Below are 22,284 nucleotides of genomic sequence, written 5' to 3'. Positions count from 1 at the left end.
GGCACCCTCACTTACCATCCCTCCCATGGGGCATCGCGTACTGGTCATCGAGGACGAGGAGGACATCGCTCTTCCACTCGTCCGCACGCTGGAGCGTGAGGGGTACGAGGTGCACCACGTGGAGTCCGGCCAGGGTGCCCTCGAGCACCTCGCCGGCAACGAGGCCGACGTCGTGATCCTCGACCTCGGCCTGCCCGACATGGACGGCCTCGACGTGTGCCGCCGGGCCCGGGAGTCCGGCTACGAGGGAGCGATCCTCATCGTCACCGGCCGCGCCGGTGAGCTCGACCGCGTCGTGGGGCTCGACTACGGCGCCGACGACTACCTCGTCAAGCCGTTCGGCCTGGCCGAGCTGCAGGCGCGCGTCCGGGCGCTGCTGCGCCGCACCGTCGCCACGGCTCACGCGGCGGCGCTGCCGGACGACGCGCTGCGCATCGACCCGGCCGCCCGCCGGGTCTTCGCCGGCGACGTCGAGGTGGTGCTGACGGGCAAGGAGTTCGAGGTCCTCAGCGTCCTCGCCGCCCACCGCGACAAGGTCGTGCCGCGCGAGCGGCTGATGGCCGAGGCGTGGAACCAGAACTGGTACGGCTCGACCAAGACGCTCGACGTCACGATCGGCCGGCTCCGGCAGAAGCTCAAGGCCGCCGGCGTCACCGACAAGGTCGTCGCGGTCCGTGGTGTCGGCTTCCGGCTCGAGGGCGGCGACGGCGGCAGCTGAGCGCCGACGGGTACGGCAGGATGTGGCCATGACGCTGCGACCCGTGGAGACCTGGATGACCGACATGGACGGCGTCCTGGTCCACGAGGAGGTGCCGATCCCCGGCGCCACGGAGTTCATCGACAGGCTCAAGGCGTCCGGCCGGCGGTTCCTCGTGCTCACCAACAACTCGATCTTCACCCCCCGCGACCTGCGCGCCCGGTTGCTGGGGAGCGGCATCGACGTGCCCGAGAGCGCGATCTGGACGTCGGCGCTGGCCACCGCGCAGTTCCTCGGCGACCAGCGCCCGGGCGGCACGGCGTACGTCGTCGGAGAGGCGGGGCTGACCACCGCGCTGCACGACGTCGGCTACGTGATGACCGACCGCGACCCGGACTACGTCGTGCTTGGTGAGACCCGGACCTACTCGTTCGAGGCGATCACGAAGGCGATCCGGCTGGTCGCCGCCGGCGCCCGGTTCATCGCCACGAACCCCGACCCGTCGGGGCCGTCGCAGCAGGGGATGCTGCCCGCGACCGGCTCGGTGGCCGCGCTCATCTCGACGGCAACCGGGCGGTCGCCGTACTTCATCGGCAAGCCCAACCCGCTGATGATGCGCTCGGCGCTCAACCGCATCGAGGCGCACTCCGAGACCACCGCGATGGTCGGGGACCGGATGGACACCGACGTCGTGAGCGGTCTGGAGGCCGGGCTGCAGACGTGCCTGGTCCTCACCGGGTCGACCCGGCGCGAGGACGTCGAGCGGTTCCCCTACCGGCCGACGCGCGTCTTCGACTCGGTCGCCGACCTGGTCGACCTGGTCTGAGTCGCATCCCATCGCGGCAGTTCGGCCGCGTGACGCACGAGACCGGTGTGACCGGTGGTGCGGATGGGTGTGAGTCCGCCCACGGGTGGGCTGGTTTCCGGGCCGCCGACTTGGGACGACTGATCAAGTTTTCTACCGTCGAAGGGCATTGCAGCAAGCGAACCGGCCCCGGCACACGCCGAGTCCTGCCCCTGTCGGAGGGCCGGTCAACCCGAGACGAGTGACACCAAGCACCGAGGGGCAGGAGCGGGGGAACCACATCTTCACGCGGAGGCAGACGCCGCCGCTCGGGGTGAAGCCAGTGCGCTGACAGTCCATGTCGGCACGCGGCCGGGCACCTTCTCGCCCGAACCCGACAGCTCACCTCGCAGGCGTGGGAAGGAAACCCACGCATGTCCAACCTCAGTTCGCTGCGCCCTGCCCTCAGAGCGCTCCTGACCGTCCTGACCGTGTCGGTCGCAACCCTCTCGCTGCCCGCCGCGGCGGCGCCCGCGACCGTACCCGTGTCGTCGACCGTGGCCCCGGCCGCCGCCGAGACCGCGCCGCTCACCCCTGAGGCCGCCGCCCGGGCGGCCCGCCTCGAGCGGCGTCGAGCCGCCCGCGAGCGTCGCCACGCGGTGCGCGAGCGTCGCCACCAGCGCCGTCTGCACCGCGCCGCCGTGGTCGGCCGCAAGGAGCTGCGCGCCTTCGCTGTCGCCGTCGACCAGAAGGGCGACCCCTACGTCTGGGGCGCCACCGGTCCCGACGCGTTCGACTGCTCCGGCCTGACGTCCTACGCCTACAAGCGGGCAGGTCTGTCGCTGCCGCGGACGGCTGCGGCGCAGTCGGGGGCGGTTCGCCACATCCCACGCTCGCAGCTGCGCCGGGGCGACCTGGTCTTCTTCAGCGACGGCGGGCACGTCTACCACGTCGGGCTCTACGCCGGCCGGCACGGCGGCACCGACTACGTGCTGCACGCACCCCGGCCGGGCCAGGGTGTCCAGACCGTGCCGATCTGGACCGGCTCCTGGTTCGGCGGCACCCTGCGCTGAACAGCTTCTCCACAGGCCTCGTCCGGCTCTTCCGGACGCGGCCTGCGGCCTCTAGGTTCTCCCCCAGGACTCCAACTCGGGATCGGGGACCAGCATGGGCGTATTCGCCTCCGACGAGGCCGCGACGGTCGAGCGGCTCGACGGGCACGTGCGCGAGCGGGTACGCCGGGAGGGCGTCGACCCGCAGCGTGACGCGGCGCTGGTCAGACGCATCGCGGAGTCCGTCGTACGCGAGCACGACGAGCGCAGCCTGACCGGTGCCGTGCTCGCCGTGGCGGACCCGACGGCACTCGTCGGCGAGCTGGTCGCGCGGGTGTCCGGCTTCGGGCCGCTGCAGCCGCTCCTCGACGATCCCGAGGTCGAGGAGGTCTGGATCAACGACCCCAGCCGGGTCTTCGTCGCCCGCAACGGGCGACACGAGCTGACCAACCTCGTGCTGACCCGCGACCAGGTCACCGAGCTGGTCGAGCGGATGCTGAAGTCGTCGGGCCGGCGGATCGACCTCTCCCAGCCCTTCGTGGACGCCATGCTCCCCGAGGGACATCGCCTGCACGTCGTGCTGGAGGGCATCTCCCGCGGCTTCAGCGCGGTCAACGTGCGCAAGTTCGTGCTGCGCGCCGCCCGGCTCGCCGACCTCGTCGAGCTCGGCAGCCTCAGCGTGACCGCCGCGACCTTCCTGGACGCCAGCGTCCGTGCCGGGCTGAACGTCCTGGTCGCCGGGGGAACACAGGCCGGCAAGACCACCATGCTCAACTGCCTGGCCGCCGCCATCCCGGGCGGCGATCGCGTGGTCAGCGCCGAGGAGGTCTTCGAGCTGCGCTTCCCCCATCCGGACTGGGTCCCGCTGCAGACCCGGCAGGCAGGGCTCGAAGGCACCGGCGAGATCCGCCTGCGCGAGCTGGTCAAGGAGTCGCTGCGGATGCGGCCGAGCCGGATCATCGTCGGCGAGGTCCGGGCCGAGGAGTGCCTCGACCTGCTGCTCGCACTCAACGCAGGACTGCCCGGGATGTGCACCCTGCACGCCAACTCGGCCCGCGAGGCGCTGGTCAAGATGTGCACGCTGCCGCTCCTGGCCGGCGAGAACATCAGCGCGAAGTTCGTCGTCCCCACTGTCGCGGCCTCCGTCGACCTGGTGGTCCACCTCGGCATCGATGAGCAGGGCATACGCCGCGTCAACGAGATCGTCGGCGTCCCCGGCCGGGTCGAGGGCGACGTCATCGAGACCGCACCCATCTTCGAGCGGGCCGACGGCGAGCTCCGCCGGTGCGCGGGGATGCCGCCGCGACCTGAGCGGTTCGCGCGGCTCGGCATCGACGTCCACCGGTTGCTGGCGGGTGCCTAGTGGGCGCGCTGGTCGGGCTCGGCGTCGGAGTCGGCCTGCTGCTCGTCTGGTCGGCCTTCGCGATGCCGCGCGCGCCGCGACAGCCGGCCCGGCGCGAGTCGCGGACGGCCCAGCTGCTCGCCCGGTCGGGCCTGTCGCAGGTCAGCGTGAGCGCGTTCCTGACGCTCTGCCTGGCCAGCGGCCTGCTGGCCGGCCTCGTCGTGGAGCTGGTGTCCGCGACGCCACCGGTCGCGATCGCCTTCGCCGTGATGGTCGGCTACCTGCCCGTCACGGTGGTGTCCGGTCGGGCCAGGCGTCGGCAGCGCGAGTTCGCCGACGTCTGGCCGGAGGCGGTCGACAACCTCGCGTCCGCGGTCCGGGCCGGGCTCTCCCTGCCCGAGGGACTAGCGGCCCTGGCGGTGCGGGGGCCGGAGCCGCTGCGCGACGCGTTCGCGGCGTTCGCGCTCGACTACCAGGTGTCGGGGCGGTTCGGCGAGTGCCTCGACCGCCTCAAGGACCGGCTGGCCGACCCCGTCGGTGATCGCGTCGTCGAGGGTCTGCGGGTGGCCCGCGAGGTCGGCGGCGGCGAGCTCGGGCGGCTGCTCCGCAACCTGTCGGGCTACCTGCGCGACGACGCGCGCACCCGCTCCGAGCTCGAGAGCCGGCAGGCCTGGACCGTGAACGGTGCCAGGCTCGCGGTCGCCGCACCGTGGATCGTGCTGCTCTTCATGTCGCTGCAGTCCGACGTCATCCACCGCTACGCCTCGCCCGGAGGCGTCGTGGTCCTGACGATCGGCGCGAGCGCCTGCCTGGTGGCCTATCGCGCGATGGTGCGCATCGGGCGACTGCCGACCGAGCGGCGGCTGCTGTCGTGAGCGGCTGGGGAGCGCTGCTCGGCGCGCTCGCTGCCCTGGGCGTCCTGATCGTCGTCGTGCGGGTCCGGGCCATCCGCCGGCCCTCGCTCCAGACCCGCGTGGTGCCGTTCCTCCGCGACCTGCCGGAGGTCGCTCCGCGGACCCGCCCACCGACCTCGGCCGCTGCGGGGGTCTTCGGACCGGTGCTGCGTTCGGGCGCCGACGCCGTCGAGCGCGTGCTCGGCGGTTCCGCGTCGGTGCGACGGCGGCTGGAGCGGGCGGGATCGGACAGGTCGGTGCACGACTTCCGCATCGAGCAGGTGCAGTGGGGGCTCGCGGCCTTCGCTCTCGCCGCGGCCTACGGGCTGCTGCGCACGCTCGGAGATCCGCGCTCCGCGGTCTCGTCGGCGGTGGTCTGCGTCGCCGCCTTCGTCGTCGGCGTGCTGGCCCGTGACAACCGGCTCAGCAGCCAGGTGCGGACGCGCGAGCGCCGGATCATCGCCGAGTTCCCGACCCTCGCCGAGCTGCTGGCGCTGGCCGTCGGGGCGGGGGAGGGACCGGTGCTCGCCCTCGACCGGGTCGTGCGGCGCAGCGGCGGCGAGCTCTCCGCGGAGCTGGCCCGCGTGCTCGCTGAGGTCCGCACCGGTCAGCCCGTCGGGGCCGCCTTCGATGCCCTGGCCGCGCGGACCGGCGTCCCGCTGGTGGCGCGCTTCGCCGCAGGGATCGCCGTCGCGGTCGAGCGGGGCACTCCGTTGGCCGACGTACTCCATGCCCAGGCGGCCGACGTCCGCGAGGCGGGCCGTCGCGAGCTCATCGAGACGGCGGCGCGCAAGGAGATCCTGATGATGGTCCCGGTGGTGTTCCTCGTCCTCCCGGTCACTGTGCTCTTCGCCTTCTATCCAGGCGTCCTCGGCCTGCACCTCACGACGCCGTGAGGCGCCCCTCGAACCGCCCTGATCGACACGGGAAGGAACACCGATGAACCGACTGCAGCTCCTCATCACCCCTCGCCTGTCCAGACGTGACGAGCGCGGTGACGTGCCCGGCTGGGTCCTGGTCACGGTCATGACGGCCGGGTTGTGTGCCGCGCTCTACGGGCTGGCCAACGACCAGCTCACCCAGATGCTCAGCGACGCGCTCAACAAGGTGCGGTGACCCGCGGCTCCCGCGGCTCGCGCGGAGCCGCGGTCGTCGACTTCGTCCTCATCCTCGGCCTGCTGGTGCCGCTGGTCCTGGGCGTGCTCCAGGTCGCCCTGGTGCTCTTCGTCCGCAACACGCTGGCGAGCGCGGCATCCGAGGGCGCGCGCTACGCCGCGACGGCCGACCACGGGCCGGGCGACGGGATCGGCAAGGCGCGCGAGCAGCTGGAGGGCGTGCTGTTGTCGCGGTACGCCGACGGGATCCGGGCGCGGCCGACGACGATCGACGGGGCGCCCGCCATCGAGATCGTCATCCATGCCGAGATCCCGGCGCTGGGGCTCGGCGGACCGGCCTTCGCGCTCGACGTGACCGGCCACGCGGTCGAGGAGCAGCCGTGAGCCGAGCTGTGAGCAGGCTCCGGGACCAGCGCGGCAGCGCGCTGGTCGAGTTCAGCTGGCTGGCGATCCTGCTGCTCGTCCCGCTGATCTGGATCGTGCTCTCGGTCTTCGAGGTCCAGCGGGGCGCGTTCGCGATCAGCGCCGCCGCGCGCGCCGCGGGCCGTGCCTACGCGCTCGCCGACTCCGACGCCCTCGGGTCGGCCCGGGCCGAGCAGGCTGCGCGGCAGGCGCTCGCCGACCAGGGGCTCGAGGCGGCGCCCCTCGACCTGCGGGTCACCTGCAGGCCCTACCCGCACGCCTGCCACGCGGGCACCTCCGTGATCACGGTGCACGTGGCGACCAGGGTCGGCCTGCCCTGGCTGCCGGCCTCGTTCGGTCTCGGCAAGCCGGTCTTCGCGCTCGACTCCTCTCACACCGTCCCGATCGGGCAGTTCCAGGAGGTCGGCGATGCAGCGGCGCGGTGACCTCCTGGGCGAGCGCGGGTCGACGATCCCGCTCATCGTCGGGTTCGCCGGCCTGCTGCTCGTCGCCGGCGCCGTGGTCGTCGACGCCACCGCGGCCTACCTCCAGCGGCAGAGCCTCGACTCCGTCGCCGACGGCGCAGCACTGCGCGGGGCCGACCTGGGTGCTCAGGGCCTGGAGGTGTACGCCGGTGGCCTGGACGAGTCCCGGCTCAAGCTCACCGAGCAGGCCGCCCGCGACGCGGTCGCCGGCTACCTGGCCGACACGGATGCCTACCGGCGCTATCCGGGCCTGACCTTCGACGTCGTGGTGGGGCAGGAGCGCGTCATCGTGACCCTGCACGCGCCGGCGGACCTGCCGCTCCACGTGCCCGGGTCGCCCGACCGGCCGGTCGTCGGTGCGAGCGGCTCGGCGGTGGTCACGGTCGACGCGAGGTGACCGCTCGGCCTAGGTCGGGTACACCTACCAGTCATGACGACGTTGACCCGCACGTTCGTGTCGATCCTGATCGCCGTGTTCCTCGCCGCGACCACGGTCACCTTGCTCGGCCCGCCCGCGGACGCAACCACGGCCAGCGCCTACGGACGTGCGGCCGAGAGGGCGACCAACGCGGTCCGCCGGGCGCACGACCTGCACCGACTGCGCAGCGACGCCTGCCTGCAGCGCCACGCGGTCGCCCAGGCACGGCGGATGGCGGCCCAGCGTCGGATGTTCCACCAGGACATCGGCGCGACTCTCAGGGCGTGCGGCCTGACCAGCGTGGGGGAGAACGTCGCGGTCGGCTACCGGACCGGCCGGGGCGTCGTACGCCACGGGTGGATGCACTCCCCGCCGCACCGCGCCAACATCCTGCACCGCCAGTACCGCCTGATCGCGGTCGCGGCCCGCAAGGGCGCCGACGGGCGCTGGTACGCCTCGCAGGTCTTCGGCAGGCGCTAGGCGCCGTCGCGCTGAATCACGGACCCGACCGCGCGGCCGGTAGGGTTGACGATCGTGGCAGGCCCCGACTTCGACTCCGAGATCAAGCAGCTCCAGGCGACCATGCACACCGTCGAGCAGGTGCTCGACCTCGACACGATGAAGCGTGAGATCGCCCAGCTGAGCGAGCAGTCGGCCAACCCCGACTTCTGGAACGACCAGTCCAACGCGCAGAAGGTCAACAGCCGCCTCTCCATGCTGCAGAACGAGCTGGAGCGCTACGAGGTCCTCAACGGCCGCGTCGAGGACCTCGGCATCCTCGTCGAGCTCGCCAACGAGGAGGCCGACGCCGACACGCTCGCCGAGGCCGAGGCCGAGCTGACCCGGGTGAAGAAGGAGGTCGAGGCCCTCGAGGTCCGCACCCTCCTCTCCGGCGAGTACGACGAGCGCGAGGCCATCGTCACGATCCGCTCGGGCGCCGGTGGCGTCGACGCGGCCGACTTCGCCGAGACGCTGATGCGGATGTACACCCGCTGGGCCGAGCGCAACAAGTACCCCGTCGAGGTCTTCGACGTCTCCTACGCCGAGGAGGCCGGCATCAAGTCGGCCGAGTTCGCGATCCACGCGCCCTACGCCTACGGCACCCTCTCGGTCGAGGCGGGCACCCACCGACTGGTGCGAATCAGCCCCTTCGACAACCAGGGTCGTCGTCAGACGTCGTTCGCCGCCGTGGAGGTCGTGCCGCAGCTGGAGCAGACCGACGAGATCGAGGTCGACGAGAACGACATCCGCACCGACGTCTTCCGCTCGGGCGGCCCCGGCGGCCAGTCCGTCAACACGACCGACTCCGCCGTCCGGCTCACCCACATCCCGACCGGCATCGTGGTCAGCTGCCAGAACGAGAAGTCGCAGCTGCAGAACAAGGCGGCCGCGATGGTGGTCCTCAAGGCCAAGCTCCTCGCGAGGAAGAAGGCCGAGGAGGCCGCGCTCAAGAAGGACCTCAAGGGCGACGTGGCCGCCAGCTGGGGCGACCAGATGCGCAACTACGTGCTCAACCCCTACCAGATCGTCAAGGACCTGCGGACCGGCTACGAGACCGGCAACCCGACGGCCGTCTTCGACGGTGACCTGGACGGCTTCCTCGAGGCCGGCATCCGCTGGCGGCGCGGCACCGACAAGGCCGTCGAGAACTAGCCCGTCAGCGCCAGGCCGAAGGCGTCAGCCGGCTGCCCGCAGCACGCTCGCGCACCAGCGATCGGCCAGGTCGGGCTCGGACGCGGTCGCGCCCCCGAGCGTGCAGACCAGCCAGGCATCACCGAAGAGCCCGCGGTAGGACAGCGTCGTCGCGCCGTCCGCGGTGCAGGTCAGCGCGACCGCGGGAGACCCGAACGCGGCAGCGCCCGCGAGTGGCGAGCAGCCCGGCTGCGCCTGCGCGGAGGCGACCAGCTCGTCGGCGCGTGCGACGGTCACCGGCGGGGCGAAGACCCAGCCCGCCGCGGTCACGCCCGAAGCGCCCACCCACGAGCACCCGAACTCGTGCGCCACGTCGCGGCTCGCGCCCAGCGGGTCGCCGTTCGCCCACGACGACGCCTTCGGCGAGCTGTCGTCGACAGCGGCGTGCACGTCGGCCGCGGCCAGGTCGTCACACCAGGCCTCCCGGCGTACGACGGCCGTGGTGGTGTCGATCGAGGCGAGCCGCGTCGCCAGCGGATGGCTGGTCGGCGCCGGTTCGGGGGAGCGCAGGGCGACGCCCGCGGTGACCGCCCCACCGGTCGCCACCAGCGCGGCGACGAGCGCGAGGACGGCGCGGGACGGCGATGGCACGCCCAAACCTTAGATGTCAGCGATCGCCCACCGACCACCTATCCTCGATCGGGTGATTCGCTTCGAGAAGGTGACCAAGACCTACCCGGGTTCGGGCAAGCCTGCCCTCGAGCAGATGTCGGTCGACGTGGAGAAGGGCGAGTTCGTCTTCCTCGTGGGCCAGTCGGGCTCCGGCAAGTCGACGGCCCTCCGACTCATCCTCCGCGAGACCCGCCCGACCCAGGGCCGGGTCTACGTCGCGGGCAAGGAGATCAACCGGCTGGCCGGCTGGAAGGTGCCGCGGCTGCGCCGTCAGATCGGCACCGTCTTCCAGGACTTCCGCCTGCTGCAGAACAAGACGGTCTCCGAGAACGTCGCCTTCGCGATGCAGGTCACCGGTCACAACCGCGGCGAGATCGCCAAGCGCGTCCCGGAGACCCTCGAGCTGGTCGGCCTCGACGGCAAGGGCGACCGGATGCCGGACGAGCTCTCCGGCGGCGAGCAGCAGCGGGTCGCGATCGCCCGCGCCTTCGTCAACAAGCCGATGATCCTCATCGCCGACGAGCCCACCGGAAACCTCGACCCCGCGACCAGCGTCGGCATCATGAAGCTGCTCGACCGGATCAACCGCACGGGCACCACCGTCGTCATGGCCACCCACGACGCCGGCGTCGTCGACCAGATGCGCAAGCGCGTCATCGAGCTCGGTGGCGGGCGGGTGCTGCGCGACCAGGTCCAGGGCGGCTACGGCGCCCAGCTCTGACCCGCGCCCCTCGACCGCAGAGAACAGAAAGAGCCCCATGCAGCTTCGCTATGTCTTCTCCGAGCTCGGCCAGGGTCTGCGTCGCAACCTGTCGATGCACATCGCCGTCATCCTCACCCTCTTCGTCTCACTGACCCTCGTCGGGATGGGCGTGCTGCTCAACCAGCAGGCCCAGCGCGCCGCCGACCAGTGGGGCAACCAGCTCCAGATCACCGTCTACCTCTGCCGCCAGGGCGACAACGTGCCGTCCTGCGCCAGTGAGGTCACCGACGCGCAGAAGCAGGCCATCTCCAAGGTGATCGACGGCAACCCCAACGTCGACTCGTTCTACCTCGAGTCCAAGGCCGACGCGTTCGCGAAGGTCAAGGAGCTCTACGGCAGCGAGCGCTTCACCGGCCCCGACGCGGTGATCACCGAGGCCGACATGGCCGAGTCGTTCTGGATCACCCTGAAGGACCCGCACCAGGCGGAGGTCGTCAAGGAGGCGGTCGTCGGCCTCGACGGCGTGGCCCGCGTCCAGGACCTGCGCAACGTCGTCGGACCGATCCTCAGCTTCATCGACTACATGAAGTACGGCGCCGGACTGGTCGCGATCTTCCTCGGCATCGCCGCCCTGCTGCTCGTGGCCAACACCATCCGGCTGGCCGCGTTCGCCCGGCGCCGCGAGATCGCCATCATGCGACTGGTCGGCGCCTCGACGCTCTACATCGCCCTGCCGTTCCTGCTCGAGGCGGTGGTGACCGCCGTGGTCGGCGTGGCCCTCGCGACGGCGGCGCTCGCCGCGTTCATGCAGTTCGGCATCGTGGGCAAGCTCGCCGACTCGCTCGACTTCATCCTGTGGATCGACTGGTCGCAGTTCGGCTGGGCGGTCCTGGTCGTGGCGATCCTCGGCCCAGTGCTCACCCTGTTGCCGACGCTGCTGCTGACGAGGAAGTACCTCAAGGTCTGACGGTCGCTCGGCGGCCGCAAGCCGCCTGATGCCCCGGCGCGCCCGGGTTCGGAAATCCCCCGAACCCGGGCGCGCACCCTTTACCGTCGAGGCGTTCACTTCCCCGAACTGAAGGCTTCTACCGTGCGCTCCTTCCCCCGCACGCCCGGACGCCGACGCCTGGCGGCAACCGCACTCGCCGCCCTGACCGTCGCCGGTCTGGCTGTCCCGGTCCTCGACCCCGCGCTGTCCTGGGCCGCGTCCCCCGACGGCGACAAGCTGAAGCAGAAGAAGCAGCAGGTGCACCAGCAGGTGCAGCAGGCCGACGAGGAAGCAGAGGAGTCCAGCGCGCAGGCGGGGGCAGCGAGCAAGGCGCTTGCCGCCGCGAACCAGGCGCTGGCCGACGCCCAGGCCAAGCTGGCCACGGCGCGGACCAACCTCGCCCGGGCCGAGCAGGCGCTGGCCGCGGCCCAGGCGGAGGACCAGCGCATGCAGGCGGCGCTGGCGGCCGCGCAGGCCAGGCTTGCGCAGGCGCGCACGGACCTCGAGAACGGCCAGAAGGCCGTCGACGACCAGAAGCGGAAGGTCCGCAACTCCTTCGCCGACATGGTCGAGCAGGGCGACCCGCGGCTGCTCGCGTTCGCCGCACTGATGAACGCGGAGACCCCCGCCGACATCGCCCGGCAGCGCGAGCTCAACGACACCGTGCTCTCCGCGCAGTCGGCTCAGTACCAGGCCCTGCGGACCTCCGAGGTGCTGCTCACCGTGCGGGCCAAGGACGTCAAGAAGGCCACCGACGCCGTCGCGGTGCAACGTCAGCAGGCCGCCGATCACCTCGTGGTGGTCCAGGGGCTCGAGCAGGACGCCACCGACGCCCGCGACGCGGTCGCGGCGTCGGTCGCCCAGGCGGCCCAGGCGCAGTCCGCCGCGCAGAGCGCCCAGGCGGCCGCCGTACGGGCCAAGCGGCACGACCTGGCCGTCCTCAAGGCGCTCAAGGCGCAGGAGGAGAAGATCAAGCAGCAGATCCTCGCCGAGGCGCACAAGGACCGGAACCGCGCGGTCGGGCAGACCGACGGGATGTTCCTCAGCCCCGTCGCGAACACCTACGTCACGTCGTCGTACGGCTGGCGCAAGCACCCGATCTACGGCTACTGGGGCCTGCACGACGGCGACGACTTCCACGCGCCGTGCGGCGTGCCGGAGATCGCCGTCGACAGTGGCAAGGTGCTCAGCGAGTACTATTCGAGCGTCTGGGGCAACCGCCTCTACCTCAGCCTGGGCACCATCAACGGGCACAACTACACGGTCATCTACAACCACATCTCCAAGTACCGCGCCCACGTCGGCCAGATCGTCGGCCGTGGCGAGACGGTGGCGTACGCCGGCACGACCGGCTGGTCCACCGGGTGCCACCTGCACTTCACGGTGCTCAAGGACGGCAACCCGATCGACCCGCAGACGGTGCTCTGAGCCTGCCCGGCTCCGTGCGGGTCGAGCGCTCGGGAAGTACGCCGTCGCGGGTGGCCTCGAGCTCGCGATCTGGTGCGACCTCCGGGTCGCTGCCGCCGCCGACGGCGTCTCCGGAGCCGGCCGCTTCGCCGGGCGACTGACCCGCTGGCGCTCGCTGGTCGAGTAGCCCGCGAGGAACGAGCGGGCGTATCGAGACCACCGAGTCGAATCTCCTTGCGATCGCTTGCGACAATGGTGGGATGCCGAAGGAACAGGGGCGCAAGCTCGTCGCGCAGAACAAGAAGGCGCGGCACGACTACCACATCGATGACACCTACGAGGCCGGGCTGGTCCTCACGGGCACCGAGGTGAAGTCGCTGCGCCAGGGCCGCGCGTCCCTCGTCGACGGCTTCGTGGACATCGAGCACGGCGAGGCCTGGCTCCACGCGGTGCACATCCCGGAGTACTCCCAGGGCACCTGGACCAACCACTCAGCGCGCCGCAAGCGCAAGCTGCTGCTGCACCGGACCGAGATCACCAAGATCGAGCGCGAGGTGTCGACGAAGGGAGTGACGGTCATCCCGCTGTCGCTCTACTTCAACGACGGCCGGGCCAAGGTCGAGATCGCCCTGGCCCGAGGCAAGAAGGCGTGGGACAAGCGGCAGTCGATCGCCGAGCGCACCGCGAACCGCGAGAAGGAGCAGGCCGTCGGCCGCTACCTGAAGGGCCTCCGGGACTGATCGACTTCCGCTGGTTGAGGACCTCGCGCAGCGACCGCCTGGAAACCGGCGTGGGGAATGCGGGAGCGGCAGGTAGTGTTCTCCATCAGGTCGCCTCGGCGGCCCTTGACAAGTCAAGAGGGGCTGATCGGTTTCGACTTGGGACGTTAGTTCCAGGGGAAGCGGGTCGAGGAGCCAGCGTTATCTCGTTAACGATCGCTGGAAACCAATAACTGCCAACGCTAAGCGCAGTTCCTTCGCTCTCGCCGCCTGACGCGGTGATCGAAGCGTCCAACCGAGTATCCGTCTCCGACTCGGACTTGGGCGTCATCCAGGAGACTCACCCTCCCTCTCTCGCTAGTGGGGTTCGAGGGGACATCTAGCTAGCTGGGCCTGTCGGCGACGTGTCTGTGTCGAGCGCCGGGGCCGAGAAAACGACACCCACAGACTGCACCCGGAGAAGACCTGGATCGACGCTTGAGGACCGGGGTTCGATTCCCCGCAGCTCCACTCTCACCTTCCGAGGAGGCGTGTGCTCGCAGCTGCGAGCACACGCCTCCTCGGCGTCTTCCGACCTGGTCGGGTCCGTTCAGGACCCACTGCCGTCGAGGCGCCGCGACAGGTAGCTGCGTTCGGACGTGCCGAGGTGGCGCAGGCGCTTGCGCAGCACGAAGACGTCCACCCCCAGCTCCTCGGCGGCCTCGCTCAGGCACGGAGCCCAGGCCAGTGCCTCACCGATGGCTCGTACGTCGGGCAGCAGCTCGCGTGCCGTCTGCCGGCGTACGGCCTCCTCGTCCTTCGCGCGCAGCCCCGGAGGCTGCGGCCCTCGGTCGAGATGCAGCAGCTCGTGCAACAGCGTGCAGCGCCGCTCCGCCCAGGTCATACCCGCGCGCAGGCTCACCGTCTGCCTGACGTGGTCCGCCCACCCCATCGCGCCGCCCTCGTGCGAGACGAGCCGGACGTGCGGCTGCTCCTGCAGTCGGCGCCACGGGTCGCAGGGGCTCATGCGCGGCATGATAGGGGTCGGCTCCGACGCCGGTGGCCGGGTCAGTCGTCTCCCAGCCGGATGGTCTCGGTGTCCTCGGCGCGGGCAGCCGCGGCGAGCTCGCCGGAGCGTGTCATCCGCTCCTGCGCCGCCTGGATGAGACGGGTCGGCGTCGTCTGCAGCGCCAGGGCGAGGGCGTCGAGCACGTTGACGTCGATGTGTCGGTCGGCCGCCAGGTAGCGCTGGACCGACGCAACGGTGATGGACGACCGCTCGGCGAGCGTGCGGTTGGTCATCCCGACGGCCGCCTTCTCCGCCCGCAGCTCGGCGGCGACGGCGGCGTTGAGCCCACGTGAGCTCTCCTTCTCATAAGGACCCATGTGCCCAATCTATGCCGCTCGGCGATGCCGCGTTCCCGTTCGTTCTCCACAGATCCCCGTTTGGCTGTTGACGTGATCGCCACCTGGTCACCTAGTATCGCCATATGGCAATCTCACTGGCGTCGTCGACGACGCGGAAGCTCGGCGGAGTGCTCGCCGAACGGCAGGTAACGGTGGAGTCGCTGAGCGCTGGCTCAGGCATCCCGGCGTCCACCCTCCACGACAAGCTCGGCGGCTCGGCGCCGTTCGAGCTCAATGAGCTGGACGCGATCGCGGTCGCGCTCGGACTCCCGCTCCAGGAGTTCCTCCCGCGCTCCGGTCAGCGAGCCGGACGGAGGTCGCAGGCATGACGCGCGTCGGTCTCCGGTTGGTGGCTCGCCTCGTGGCCGAAGTGGTCCTGGTCAGCGCTGCACTCACGGTGATGGCTCCGGCGCAGGCCGCGGTGAGCACCCTGGACCAGGACTCTGCTGCAGCGCCGGGCGCGCTGTCCCCGACCGAGGTCGTCGACGCGATCGAGGATGCTGGCCAGAGGGTCTACGAGACCGCCGAGGTGACGACCGACGCGTCGGCGTCGGTGGGGCGAGCGGCCGGGGTGGCGGTGACGATCCCCCGTGATCCGGAGTCCTCCGTCGAGATCCGCCCTGAGGACGGCGCCGGCTCGCTGGGGATCGGCCTGCCCGGCGGCGGTGACAGCTCGAGTGCCGTCACTCGCGACGGCTTCAGCATCTTCGCCAACCTCGAGGACCAGACGGCCACCGCCGTCCACCCCCTGGCCGACGGCGGTGTGCAGTTCCTGCTGACGGTGGGGAGCGCGACCTCACCGACGCGATACGCCTTCCCCGTCTCCGTGCCGGAGGGGGCCGAGCTCGCACTCACCGAAGACGGCGGGGCCGACGTCGCCTTCCCTGACGGACGCCGCGTCGCCTCGATTCCCGCACCCTGGGCCGTCGACGCCGCAGAGCATCCCGTGCCGACACACTTCGAGATCCGGTCCGGCGCCCTGGTGCAGGTCGTCGACCACACCTCGGTTGCCGTCGCGTACCCGGTCCTCGCCGATCCGAGCGTCTTCAGCTGTGACTTCTACACGCACGTGTGTGTGAAGTTCACCAAGGGCGAGACGAGGTGGATCGCCGGCAAGACGAGCGTCGTCGGCAGCGGCGGCATCGCCGGTGTCAGTGCGCTCTGCAGCAAGGTGCCGGGCGGCCTCATCGGCATGGGCGCGTGCGCTGCGGCGATCGCCGCCGGCGGTGCCGCTCTGGCCCGCAGCTTCAACAGCGCCTCGGCCAAGGGGAAGTGCGTCGAGTTGCACTTCCTGTTCTTGCCCCCGATCGTGACGTTGACCCGCTGGAAGACGGAGGGATGCTGAGCCGTGAGCGAGACTGCGAAGGGCTGGGCAGCGCTGGTGGCCCTCGACGTCTTCCTGATCGTGCTCTGGGTCTGGATCTTCGACGACGAGGCCGCACGATCAGTGATCGCGGTCGTCGCGGGCGTCGCCAACGTGCAGATGCTCATCAGGCTCGTTGAGATGCGACGCGATCGGCGGCCGAAGTAGGGCTGCCGCCGGAGATCCCGCGGGCCGGTGCAGCCCGGGTCTCAGGCCAGCAGCCGCGAGCCACCCTCGACGTGGACGACCTCGCCGGTGACGTAGCGGGCGCCGAGCAGCCACACGGCGGCGTCGACGACGTCGTCGAGGTCGCCGTGTCGTCGTACCAGGGTGCGCTCGGCGGCCCGGGCGAGGAACTCCGGCTTGCCGGCGCCCAGCCGGTCCCACGCGCCGGAGTCGACCACGCCGGGGGAGACGGCGTTGACCCGCACCGGCGCCAGCTCCGCCGCGAGGTGCGTGACGGCGAAGGCGACGGCGCCGTTCGTGGTGCCCTTGACGACCGAGGACGGCGCGGGCCGCCAGCCGACCACGCCGGAGAACAGCAGCAGGGACCCGCCGGGGCGGAGCAGCGGCGCCGCGTGCTTGGCCACCAGCATCGGCCCGATCACCTTGGCGTCGAAGGCGCGGACGACGGCATCGCGGTCCAGCTCGGTGACAGGGGCGTCGTGGGGATCGGACCCGGTCATGACGACGTGGTCGAGCTCGCCGACCCGATCGAGGGCGGCGGCGATGCTCGCCTCGTCGCCCAGGTCCAGCCGCAGGCCGGTGCGCCCGTCGCGGGTCGAGACGTGGACGTCGGCGCCCTCGGCGCGGAGCCGTGCGGCGAGCGCCGCGCCGATCCCGCGGCCGCCGCCGATGACGAGGATCCTGCTGGAGGAGAAAGAGGTGCTCAGAGAGGTCATGTCCGGTACGGTATGGATTTGATACCGGTATCTTCAAAGGAACTGAGATGGGCAAGGCCTACAACGTCATGGCGGCGACCTGCCCCAGCCGCACGGTCCTGCACCGCATCGGCGCCCGCTGGACGGTCTTCGTGGTCAACGCGCTCGAGGACGGGCCCCGGCGGTTCACCGAGCTCAAGGCCCACATCCAGGGCATCACCCCGAAGGTGCTCACCGAGACGCTCCGGACCCTCGAGCAGGACGGCCTCGTCACCCGCACGTCGTACGACGAGCAGCCGCCGCGCGTCGACTACGAGCTGACCGGCCTGGGCCGGTCCCTGCTGCTGCCGCTCCGAGCCGTCCGGCAGTGGGCCGAGGAGCACGTGCCCGACATCGAGGCGGCCCGGGCGGCGTACGGTCCCGAGGACGCAAGCGCGGGCGCTACGGTCGGTCCATGACCGGCGCCGACTGCCTCTTCTGCGCGATCGTGGCCGGGGACGTCCCGGGCTCGACGGTGCTCGCCGACGACGACTTCGTCGCGTTCCTCGACCACCGCCCGGTGTTCAAGGGCCACACCCTGCTGGTGCCTCGCCGGCACGTCGTCACGCTCCCGGACCTGCCGGCCGAGCTCCGCGACGGCTTCCTCGCCCACGGTCAGCGCCTGGCCACGGCCGTGGTGGAGGGCCTCGGGGCGCAGGGCAGCTTCGTCGCCATCAACAACGTCGTCAGCCAGTCGGTCGCCCACCTGCACCTGCACGTCGTCCCGCGGACGAAGGGCGACGGGCTGCGCGGCTTCTTCTGGCCGCGCACGCGCTACGCCTCCGACGCCGAGCAGGAGGAGTACGCCGGCCGGCTGCGCACCGCCCTCGACGGGACCTGACCGCCGGTCATCTACAGTGGCCCGCGGTCCAACACCGGTAGCGAGAGGTTGAGTCATGGGGCGTTTCGACGGACGGGTCGCTGTCATCACCGGAGCGGCGCGAGGCATCGGCTTCGGTGCCGCGACGCGGTTCGCGGAGGAGGGCGCGTCCGTCGCGATCCTCGACCTCGACGAGTCCGCGGCCGCTGAGGCCGCCACGAAGCTGCCCGGGGAAGCCAAGCACATCGGCGTCGGCGCCAACGTCGGCAGGTCCGCCGACGTCGACGCAGCGGTCGGCCGTGTCGTCGAGGAGCTCGGCGGCCTCCACATCGTGATGAACAACGCGGGCGTCACCCGCGACAACCTGCTCTTCAAGATGACCGAGGACGACTGGGACGTCGTCATGAACGTCCACCTCAAGGGCGCCTTCCTGCTCAGCAAGGCCGCGCAGGCGCACTTCGTCGCGCAGAAGTACGGCAAGATCGTCAACGTCTCGTCGACCTCCGCGCTCGGCAACCGCGGCCAGGCCAACTACTCGGCCGCCAAGATGGGCATCCAGGGCTTCACCCGGACGCTCGCCATCGAGCTCGGCCCGTTCGGGGTGAACGTCAACGCCATCGCACCCGGCTTCATCGCGACCGAGATGACCGACGCGACGGCCGCGCGGCTCAAGCTCGACGTCGACGAGTTCCGCCGGCTCAGCGCCGAGCACAACGCCGTCAAGCGGGTCGGCCACCCCGAGGACATCGCCGCGGCGGCCGCCTTCCTGGCCAGCGACGAGGCGTCGTACATCACCGGACAGACCCTCTACGTCGACGGCGGCGCGACCCTGGGCTAAGACCCCGCGCGCCTGCGCCGATGGTCGCAGGGGCCACCGCACACTGGGGATGGCCCCAGAGACACACCCAGAACACGATCGGAGCCCTCGTGCGCACTCGCACCCTCGCTCGCACCCTCACGCCCCTCCTCGCGGCCGGCCTCGCGCTGAGCGCGTGCGGCGGCGGTGGCGACGACAAGACCAAGTCGGAGGACAAGCCGGCGGCGAGCACGTCGCCCACGACGCCGCCCCCGCCGCAGTACTGGCCGCTCACCGGCGTCCAGGCGCCCGAGGGCCAGTCGGTCGAGAAGGACCACCCGGTGCTCGTCGTCAAGATCGACAACACCGACAACAGCGCGCCCCAGCTCGGCCTCGGCTCGGCCGACATGGTCGTCGAGGAGCTCGTCGAGGGCGCCGCGACCCGCCTCGCCGCGTTCTTCTACTCCACGCTGCCCAAGACGGTCGGACCGGTGCGGTCCATGCGGGCCAGCGACATCGGTGTCGTCTCCCCGGTCGGCGCGACCGTGGTGACCAGCGGCATGGCGGCCCAGACCAAGGCGCGGGTCAACGACGCCGGCGTGAAGTTCATCGAGGAGGGCGCCAAGGGCTTCTTCCGCGACGACACGCGATCCACGCCCAGCTGGTACCACCTGCTCGACCACCTGGACCAGACCGTCACCCTGACGAAGACCGCGCCGGCCACGCCGAAGAACTACCTGACGTGGGGCACCGAGGCCGACTTCCCGGCCGCCACCGCCCAGCCCGCGACCCAGGTCGACGTCCCGTTCGGCGGCTTCCGCACGACGAAGTGGGTCTTCCAGGGCGGCCACTACGTCAACACGAACTCCTACGCCAAGAAGGGCGACGAGTTCGCCGCCGACAACCTCCTGGTGATCCGCGCCAACATCGGCGACGCCGGCTACCTCGACCCGGCCGGCAACCACGTCCCCGAGATCAAGCTCGACGGCAGGACCGGCAAGGCGCTGCTCTTCCACGGCGGCAAGATGGTCCGCGGCACGTGGTCGAAGAAGAGCGCCACGTCGGCGATCGAGCTGGCGACCGACACCGGCGCGCTCAAGGTCCCCGCCGGCCACACCTGGATCGAGCTGGTGCCGGACAACGGGCCACAGCTCGGCGTCAGGTAGCCGACGCCGCGTCCCGAGGTCAACGGGCGGCGTCGGCGACCGCCTCGACGAACGCGTCGACGTCGTCCTCGGTCAGGTCGAAGCTGCACATCCAGCGGGCGACCGGCCGGGCGGCGTCCGACTCGTCCCACAGGTAGAACGGGAAGCGCGGCTGCACCGCGTCGACGACGGCGCGGGGGAGCCGCACGAACACCGCGTTGGCGTCCACCGGCGCGGTGATCTCGACGCCGTCGATCCCCGCGACACCGGCCGCCAGCCGCTGCGCCATCGCGTTCGCGTGCGCGGCGCTGCGCAGCCACAGGTCGTCGGCGAGCATCGCCTCGAGCTGGGCGGAGACGAAGCGCGTCTTCGAGCTCAGCTGCGTCGCGAGCTTGCGCAGGTAGAGGATCCCGCGGACCCGCTCGGGGTTGAGCACGACGATCGCCTCGCCGAAGACCATGCCGTTCTTGGTGCCGCCGAAGGAGAGCACGTCGACGCCCACGTCGCGGGTGAACGCCCGCACCGGTACGTCGAGGGCGGCCGCGGCGTTGGCGATCCGCGCGCCGTCCATCTGCACGCTCATCCCGAGGCCGTGGGCGTAGTCGGCCAGCGCCTTCACCTCGTCGGGCGTGTAGACCGCGCCCAGCTCGGTGCTCTGCGTCAGCGACAGCACGGTCGGGCTCGCCCGGTGCTCGTCCTCGAAGCCGCGCGCCTCGCGCGCGACCAGCTCGGGCGTGAGCTTGCCGTGCTCGGTCGGCACCGGCATCAGCTTGAGCCCGCCGACCCGCTCCGGCGCCGCGCACTCGTCGGTGTTGATGTGCGCCACGTCGCTGCAGATCACGCCCGACCAGCGGTCGGTGAGCGACATCAGCCCGACCACGTTGGCGCCGGTGCCGTTCCAGACCGGGTAGACCTCGATGCCCTCGCCGAACAACGGCGCGAACAGCGCCGGCAGCGCCGCCGTGTAGGCGTCGGCGCCGTAGGCGCTCTGGTGGCCGCCGTTGGCCGTCGCGAGCGCGGCCAGCACCTCGGGGTGCGCGCCGGCGTAGTTGTCGCTCGCGAAGCTGATGCGGGAGGGGTCGTGGCGGACAGCGATCGTCATGCCGACATCTTGCCGGTGACCCCTCTGGTCGACTCGACCACCCCACCCAGCTTCTTGGCGAGCGTCTCGTAGAACATGCTCAGCGGGAACTCGTCGGGAAGCACCTCGTCGACCAGCTCGCGCGGCGGCAGGCTGAAGTCGAGCGTCTCGCGTGCCCGCGCCCACTTCGAGCCGGGGTGCGCCGACAGGTAACGCGACACCAGCTCGTGGCCGGCGATCCAGTGCACCACCTTGGGCCGGTCGATGCCGTCGCGGTAGAACCGCTGGATCTCCTCGCCGAGCCGGGCGGTGAGCTCACGCGCGCGGTCGAAGTCGATGCTCAGCCGGTTGTCGGTCCACCGCACCGCGCCGTTCTTGTGGAGGTAGGCGAAGAGCAGCTGGCCGCCGAGGCCGTCATAGTTGCGCACGCGGTTGCCCGTGACGGGGAAGCGGAAGAGCCGGTCGAACAGGACGGCGTACTGCACGTCCTCGGCCTGCGGCAGGCCCTCGTCGGCGAGCCGCACCGCCTCGCGGAACGCGGTGAGGTCGCAGCGCAGCTCCTCGAGGCCGTACATCCAGAAGGGCTGCCGCTGGCGGATCATGAACGGGTCGAACGGCAGGTCGCCGTGGCTGTGGGTCCGGTCGTGGATCAGGTCCCAGAGCACGAACGCCTCCTCGCACCGGGCCTGGTCGGAGAGCAGGGCGCGGGCCTGGTCGGGCAGGTCGAGCCGGAGGATGTCGGCGGCGGCGTTGGTGACCTGCCGGAAGCGGGCGGCCTCGCGGTCGCAGAAGATCGCTCCCCACGTGTAGGCCGACGGCGTCTCGCGCACGGACACCGTCTCGGGGAAGAGGACCGCCGAGTGGGTGTCGTAGCCGGCGGTGAAGTCGTCGAACCGGATCGGCACGAACATCGGGTTGTCGTAGCGGTCCGCCTCGAGCGCGGCCAGCCACTCCGGCCAGACCTCGTGGATGAGGAGGGCCTCGAGGTTGCGGTCCGGGTTGCCGTTCTGGGTGTACATCGCGAAGACGACCAGGTGCCCACGGCCGTCGGCCCTGCCCCGCGAGGGCTGGAACTGGGTGAGGGAGTCGAGGAAGTCCGGCACGCCGAAGCCGTCGTCGGCCCAGCGGGCGAGGTCCTTGTCGAGCGCCGTCAGGTAGTCGCCGTCGTGGGGGAAGGACGGTGCGAGCTCGGCCACTGCCGTGCGCACGGTGCCGAGGAGCGCCTCGGCGCGCTCCCGGCCGATGGATCCGAGGTCGACCGAGCCGTCCGTGCGCTGGTGGGCGCGGAGGTCACTGACCGTCTCACGCAGGCGCAACCAGGCGGGGTGCTGGCGAACATCTTCCGTCACAAGTCCTCCAAAGCCGAAGATTCTCCCGTCGATGGTAGGTCACGCGGCGGCACGTGCGTCAATGGACGCGCTATCGGGCGGTCCACGCGCAGGTGTCCGTCGTTCTGTGCGCCTG

Annotated in this window: 29 protein-coding genes, 1 other RNA gene and 1 riboswitch; of the genes, 24 read left to right on the top strand and 6 right to left on the bottom strand. The window is 71.2% G+C overall.

Annotation, left to right across the window (positions count from 1 at the left end; all coding sequences use genetic code 11):
- Nucleotides 1-25: 25 nt before the first annotated feature.
- From BM236_RS15315 to prfB, 12 genes are all read left to right on the top strand, one after another.
- Complete coding sequence (locus BM236_RS15315) at nt 26-718, top strand: response regulator transcription factor (RefSeq protein WP_091125544.1); 693 nt, start codon at nt 26-28, stop codon at nt 716-718.
- Nucleotides 719-746: 28 nt separating this feature from the next.
- Entirely contained in the window at nt 747-1,523 is a 777-nt protein-coding gene (locus tag BM236_RS15310) for an HAD-IIA family hydrolase (RefSeq protein ID WP_091125542.1), read from the top strand.
- A 221-nt stretch (nt 1,524-1,744) separates the two neighbouring features.
- Nucleotides 1,745-1,912: riboswitch (cyclic di-AMP (ydaO/yuaA leader) on the top strand.
- A 3-nt stretch (nt 1,913-1,915) separates the two neighbouring features.
- Nucleotides 1,916-2,554 carry a C40 family peptidase gene (locus BM236_RS15305; RefSeq protein WP_091125540.1) on the top strand — a complete coding sequence of 213 codons (639 nt, stop codon included), beginning with the start codon at nt 1,916-1,918 and terminating at the stop codon, nt 2,552-2,554.
- 94 nt (nt 2,555-2,648) lie between these two features.
- Complete coding sequence (locus tag BM236_RS15300; RefSeq protein ID WP_091125539.1) at nt 2,649-3,896, top strand: TadA family conjugal transfer-associated ATPase; 1,248 nt, start codon at nt 2,649-2,651, stop codon at nt 3,894-3,896.
- Entirely contained in the window at nt 3,896-4,750 is an 855-nt protein-coding gene (locus tag BM236_RS15295; RefSeq protein ID WP_091125537.1) for a type II secretion system F family protein, read from the top strand. The genes BM236_RS15300 and BM236_RS15295 overlap by 1 nt, the downstream gene beginning before the upstream one ends.
- The gene (locus tag BM236_RS15290; RefSeq protein WP_091125534.1) at nt 4,747-5,664 is read left to right on the top strand and encodes a type II secretion system F family protein; all 918 of its coding nucleotides are present in this window, start codon (nt 4,747-4,749) and stop codon (nt 5,662-5,664) included. Before BM236_RS15295 ends, BM236_RS15290 begins: the two co-directional genes overlap by 4 nt.
- Before the next feature lie 43 nt (nt 5,665-5,707).
- Nucleotides 5,708-5,884: a hypothetical protein gene (locus BM236_RS19065; RefSeq protein WP_175507704.1), complete on the top strand. Its 177-nt coding sequence runs from the start codon at nt 5,708-5,710 to the stop codon at nt 5,882-5,884.
- Complete coding sequence (locus BM236_RS15285; RefSeq protein ID WP_091125531.1) at nt 5,881-6,267, top strand: TadE/TadG family type IV pilus assembly protein; 387 nt, start codon at nt 5,881-5,883, stop codon at nt 6,265-6,267. The genes BM236_RS19065 and BM236_RS15285 overlap by 4 nt, the downstream gene beginning before the upstream one ends.
- Nucleotides 6,264-6,731, top strand: a complete 468-nt coding sequence (locus BM236_RS15280) for a hypothetical protein (RefSeq protein WP_091125528.1) — start codon at nt 6,264-6,266, stop codon at nt 6,729-6,731. Before BM236_RS15285 ends, BM236_RS15280 begins: the two co-directional genes overlap by 4 nt.
- On the top strand, nt 6,715-7,167 hold the full coding sequence (locus tag BM236_RS15275) for a pilus assembly protein TadG-related protein (RefSeq protein WP_091125525.1): 453 nt from the start codon (nt 6,715-6,717) through the stop codon (nt 7,165-7,167). Before BM236_RS15280 ends, BM236_RS15275 begins: the two co-directional genes overlap by 17 nt.
- 33 nt (nt 7,168-7,200) lie before the next feature.
- Nucleotides 7,201-7,668, top strand: coding sequence for a CAP domain-containing protein (locus tag BM236_RS15270; RefSeq protein ID WP_091125524.1), 468 nt, complete (start codon nt 7,201-7,203; stop codon nt 7,666-7,668).
- A 54-nt stretch (nt 7,669-7,722) separates the two neighbouring features.
- The gene (gene prfB, locus BM236_RS15265) at nt 7,723-8,841 is read left to right on the top strand and encodes a peptide chain release factor 2 (protein ID WP_091125705.1); all 1,119 of its coding nucleotides are present in this window, start codon (nt 7,723-7,725) and stop codon (nt 8,839-8,841) included.
- A 24-nt stretch (nt 8,842-8,865) separates the two neighbouring features.
- Here the strand turns inward: prfB and BM236_RS15260 are convergent, their stop codons facing one another.
- Entirely contained in the window at nt 8,866-9,471 is a 606-nt protein-coding gene (locus BM236_RS15260; RefSeq protein WP_139230123.1) for a hypothetical protein, read from the bottom strand.
- A gap of 52 nt (nt 9,472-9,523) precedes the next feature.
- Here BM236_RS15260 and ftsE point away from each other — a divergent pair, with 52 nt between their 5' ends.
- The 5 genes from ftsE to ssrA all read left to right on the top strand — a co-directional run bounded on the left by ftsE (nt 9,524) and on the right by ssrA (nt 13,822).
- The gene (ftsE, locus tag BM236_RS15255) at nt 9,524-10,213 is read left to right on the top strand and encodes a cell division ATP-binding protein FtsE (RefSeq protein ID WP_091125519.1); all 690 of its coding nucleotides are present in this window, start codon (nt 9,524-9,526) and stop codon (nt 10,211-10,213) included.
- A 37-nt stretch (nt 10,214-10,250) separates the two neighbouring features.
- Nucleotides 10,251-11,162, top strand: coding sequence for a permease-like cell division protein FtsX (gene ftsX, locus BM236_RS15250; protein WP_091125516.1), 912 nt, complete (start codon nt 10,251-10,253; stop codon nt 11,160-11,162).
- A gap of 123 nt (nt 11,163-11,285) precedes the next feature.
- Nucleotides 11,286-12,611 (top strand): M23 family metallopeptidase, encoded by a 1,326-nt coding sequence (locus BM236_RS15245; protein ID WP_091125514.1) that lies wholly within the window; start codon nt 11,286-11,288, stop codon nt 12,609-12,611.
- Nucleotides 12,612-12,850: 239 nt separating this feature from the next.
- Nucleotides 12,851-13,330 carry an SsrA-binding protein SmpB gene (gene smpB / locus BM236_RS15240; protein WP_091125512.1) on the top strand — a complete coding sequence of 160 codons (480 nt, stop codon included), beginning with the start codon at nt 12,851-12,853 and terminating at the stop codon, nt 13,328-13,330.
- Nucleotides 13,331-13,449: 119 nt separating this feature from the next.
- Nucleotides 13,450-13,822, top strand: a transfer-messenger RNA (tmRNA) gene (gene ssrA / locus BM236_RS15235).
- A gap of 76 nt (nt 13,823-13,898) precedes the next feature.
- On the opposite strand, the gene BM236_RS15230 is transcribed toward ssrA, so the two are convergent.
- Nucleotides 13,899-14,315 (bottom strand): hypothetical protein, encoded by a 417-nt coding sequence (locus tag BM236_RS15230; RefSeq protein ID WP_091125510.1) that lies wholly within the window; start codon nt 14,313-14,315, stop codon nt 13,899-13,901.
- Nucleotides 14,316-14,356: 41 nt separating this feature from the next.
- Complete coding sequence (locus BM236_RS15225) at nt 14,357-14,674, bottom strand: helix-turn-helix domain-containing protein (protein WP_091125507.1); 318 nt, start codon at nt 14,672-14,674, stop codon at nt 14,357-14,359.
- Nucleotides 14,675-14,778: 104 nt separating this feature from the next.
- Between BM236_RS15225 and BM236_RS15220 the strand changes: the two genes are divergently transcribed.
- Genes BM236_RS15220 through BM236_RS15210 form a run of 3 tightly spaced genes read left to right on the top strand, consistent with a single transcriptional unit; the run spans nt 14,779 to nt 16,226 of the window.
- The gene (locus BM236_RS15220; RefSeq protein ID WP_091125506.1) at nt 14,779-15,024 is read left to right on the top strand and encodes a helix-turn-helix domain-containing protein; all 246 of its coding nucleotides are present in this window, start codon (nt 14,779-14,781) and stop codon (nt 15,022-15,024) included.
- A gap of 32 nt (nt 15,025-15,056) precedes the next feature.
- The gene (locus tag BM236_RS15215) at nt 15,057-16,040 is read left to right on the top strand and encodes a hypothetical protein (RefSeq protein ID WP_139230122.1); all 984 of its coding nucleotides are present in this window, start codon (nt 15,057-15,059) and stop codon (nt 16,038-16,040) included.
- A gap of 3 nt (nt 16,041-16,043) precedes the next feature.
- Nucleotides 16,044-16,226: a hypothetical protein gene (locus BM236_RS15210; RefSeq protein ID WP_091125502.1), complete on the top strand. Its 183-nt coding sequence runs from the start codon at nt 16,044-16,046 to the stop codon at nt 16,224-16,226.
- A 41-nt stretch (nt 16,227-16,267) separates the two neighbouring features.
- Here BM236_RS15210 and BM236_RS15205 read toward each other — a convergent pair whose 3' ends face one another.
- Entirely contained in the window at nt 16,268-16,960 is a 693-nt protein-coding gene (locus BM236_RS15205) for an SDR family oxidoreductase (protein ID WP_091125500.1), read from the bottom strand.
- A 47-nt stretch (nt 16,961-17,007) separates the two neighbouring features.
- Between BM236_RS15205 and BM236_RS15200 the strand changes: the two genes are divergently transcribed.
- From BM236_RS15200 to BM236_RS15185, 4 genes are all read left to right on the top strand, one after another.
- Complete coding sequence (locus BM236_RS15200) at nt 17,008-17,397, top strand: winged helix-turn-helix transcriptional regulator (protein WP_091125498.1); 390 nt, start codon at nt 17,008-17,010, stop codon at nt 17,395-17,397.
- Nucleotides 17,394-17,819, top strand: a complete 426-nt coding sequence (locus tag BM236_RS15195) for an HIT family protein (protein WP_091125496.1) — start codon at nt 17,394-17,396, stop codon at nt 17,817-17,819. The genes BM236_RS15200 and BM236_RS15195 overlap by 4 nt, the downstream gene beginning before the upstream one ends.
- 55 nt (nt 17,820-17,874) lie before the next feature.
- Nucleotides 17,875-18,636 carry an SDR family NAD(P)-dependent oxidoreductase gene (locus BM236_RS15190; protein WP_091125494.1) on the top strand — a complete coding sequence of 254 codons (762 nt, stop codon included), beginning with the start codon at nt 17,875-17,877 and terminating at the stop codon, nt 18,634-18,636.
- 89 nt (nt 18,637-18,725) lie between these two features.
- Nucleotides 18,726-19,760: a DUF3048 domain-containing protein gene (locus tag BM236_RS15185; protein WP_175507703.1), complete on the top strand. Its 1,035-nt coding sequence runs from the start codon at nt 18,726-18,728 to the stop codon at nt 19,758-19,760.
- 19 nt (nt 19,761-19,779) lie between these two features.
- Here BM236_RS15185 and BM236_RS15180 read toward each other — a convergent pair whose 3' ends face one another.
- Nucleotides 19,780-20,841, bottom strand: a complete 1,062-nt coding sequence (locus BM236_RS15180) for a threonine aldolase family protein (protein ID WP_091125489.1) — start codon at nt 20,839-20,841, stop codon at nt 19,780-19,782.
- Nucleotides 20,838-22,169: a DUF6421 family protein gene (locus BM236_RS15175; RefSeq protein ID WP_217645362.1), complete on the bottom strand. Its 1,332-nt coding sequence runs from the start codon at nt 22,167-22,169 to the stop codon at nt 20,838-20,840. The genes BM236_RS15180 and BM236_RS15175 overlap by 4 nt, the downstream gene beginning before the upstream one ends.
- Between the last annotated feature and the right edge of the window lie 115 nt (nt 22,170-22,284).

This window comes from Nocardioides terrae (assembly GCF_900112345.1).
GTDB classification, from domain to species: Bacteria; Actinomycetota; Actinomycetes; order Propionibacteriales; family Nocardioidaceae; genus Nocardioides; species Nocardioides terrae.
Note: the sequence above shows the minus strand (reverse complement) of the source record. Positions and strands in the feature narration are given on the sequence as shown.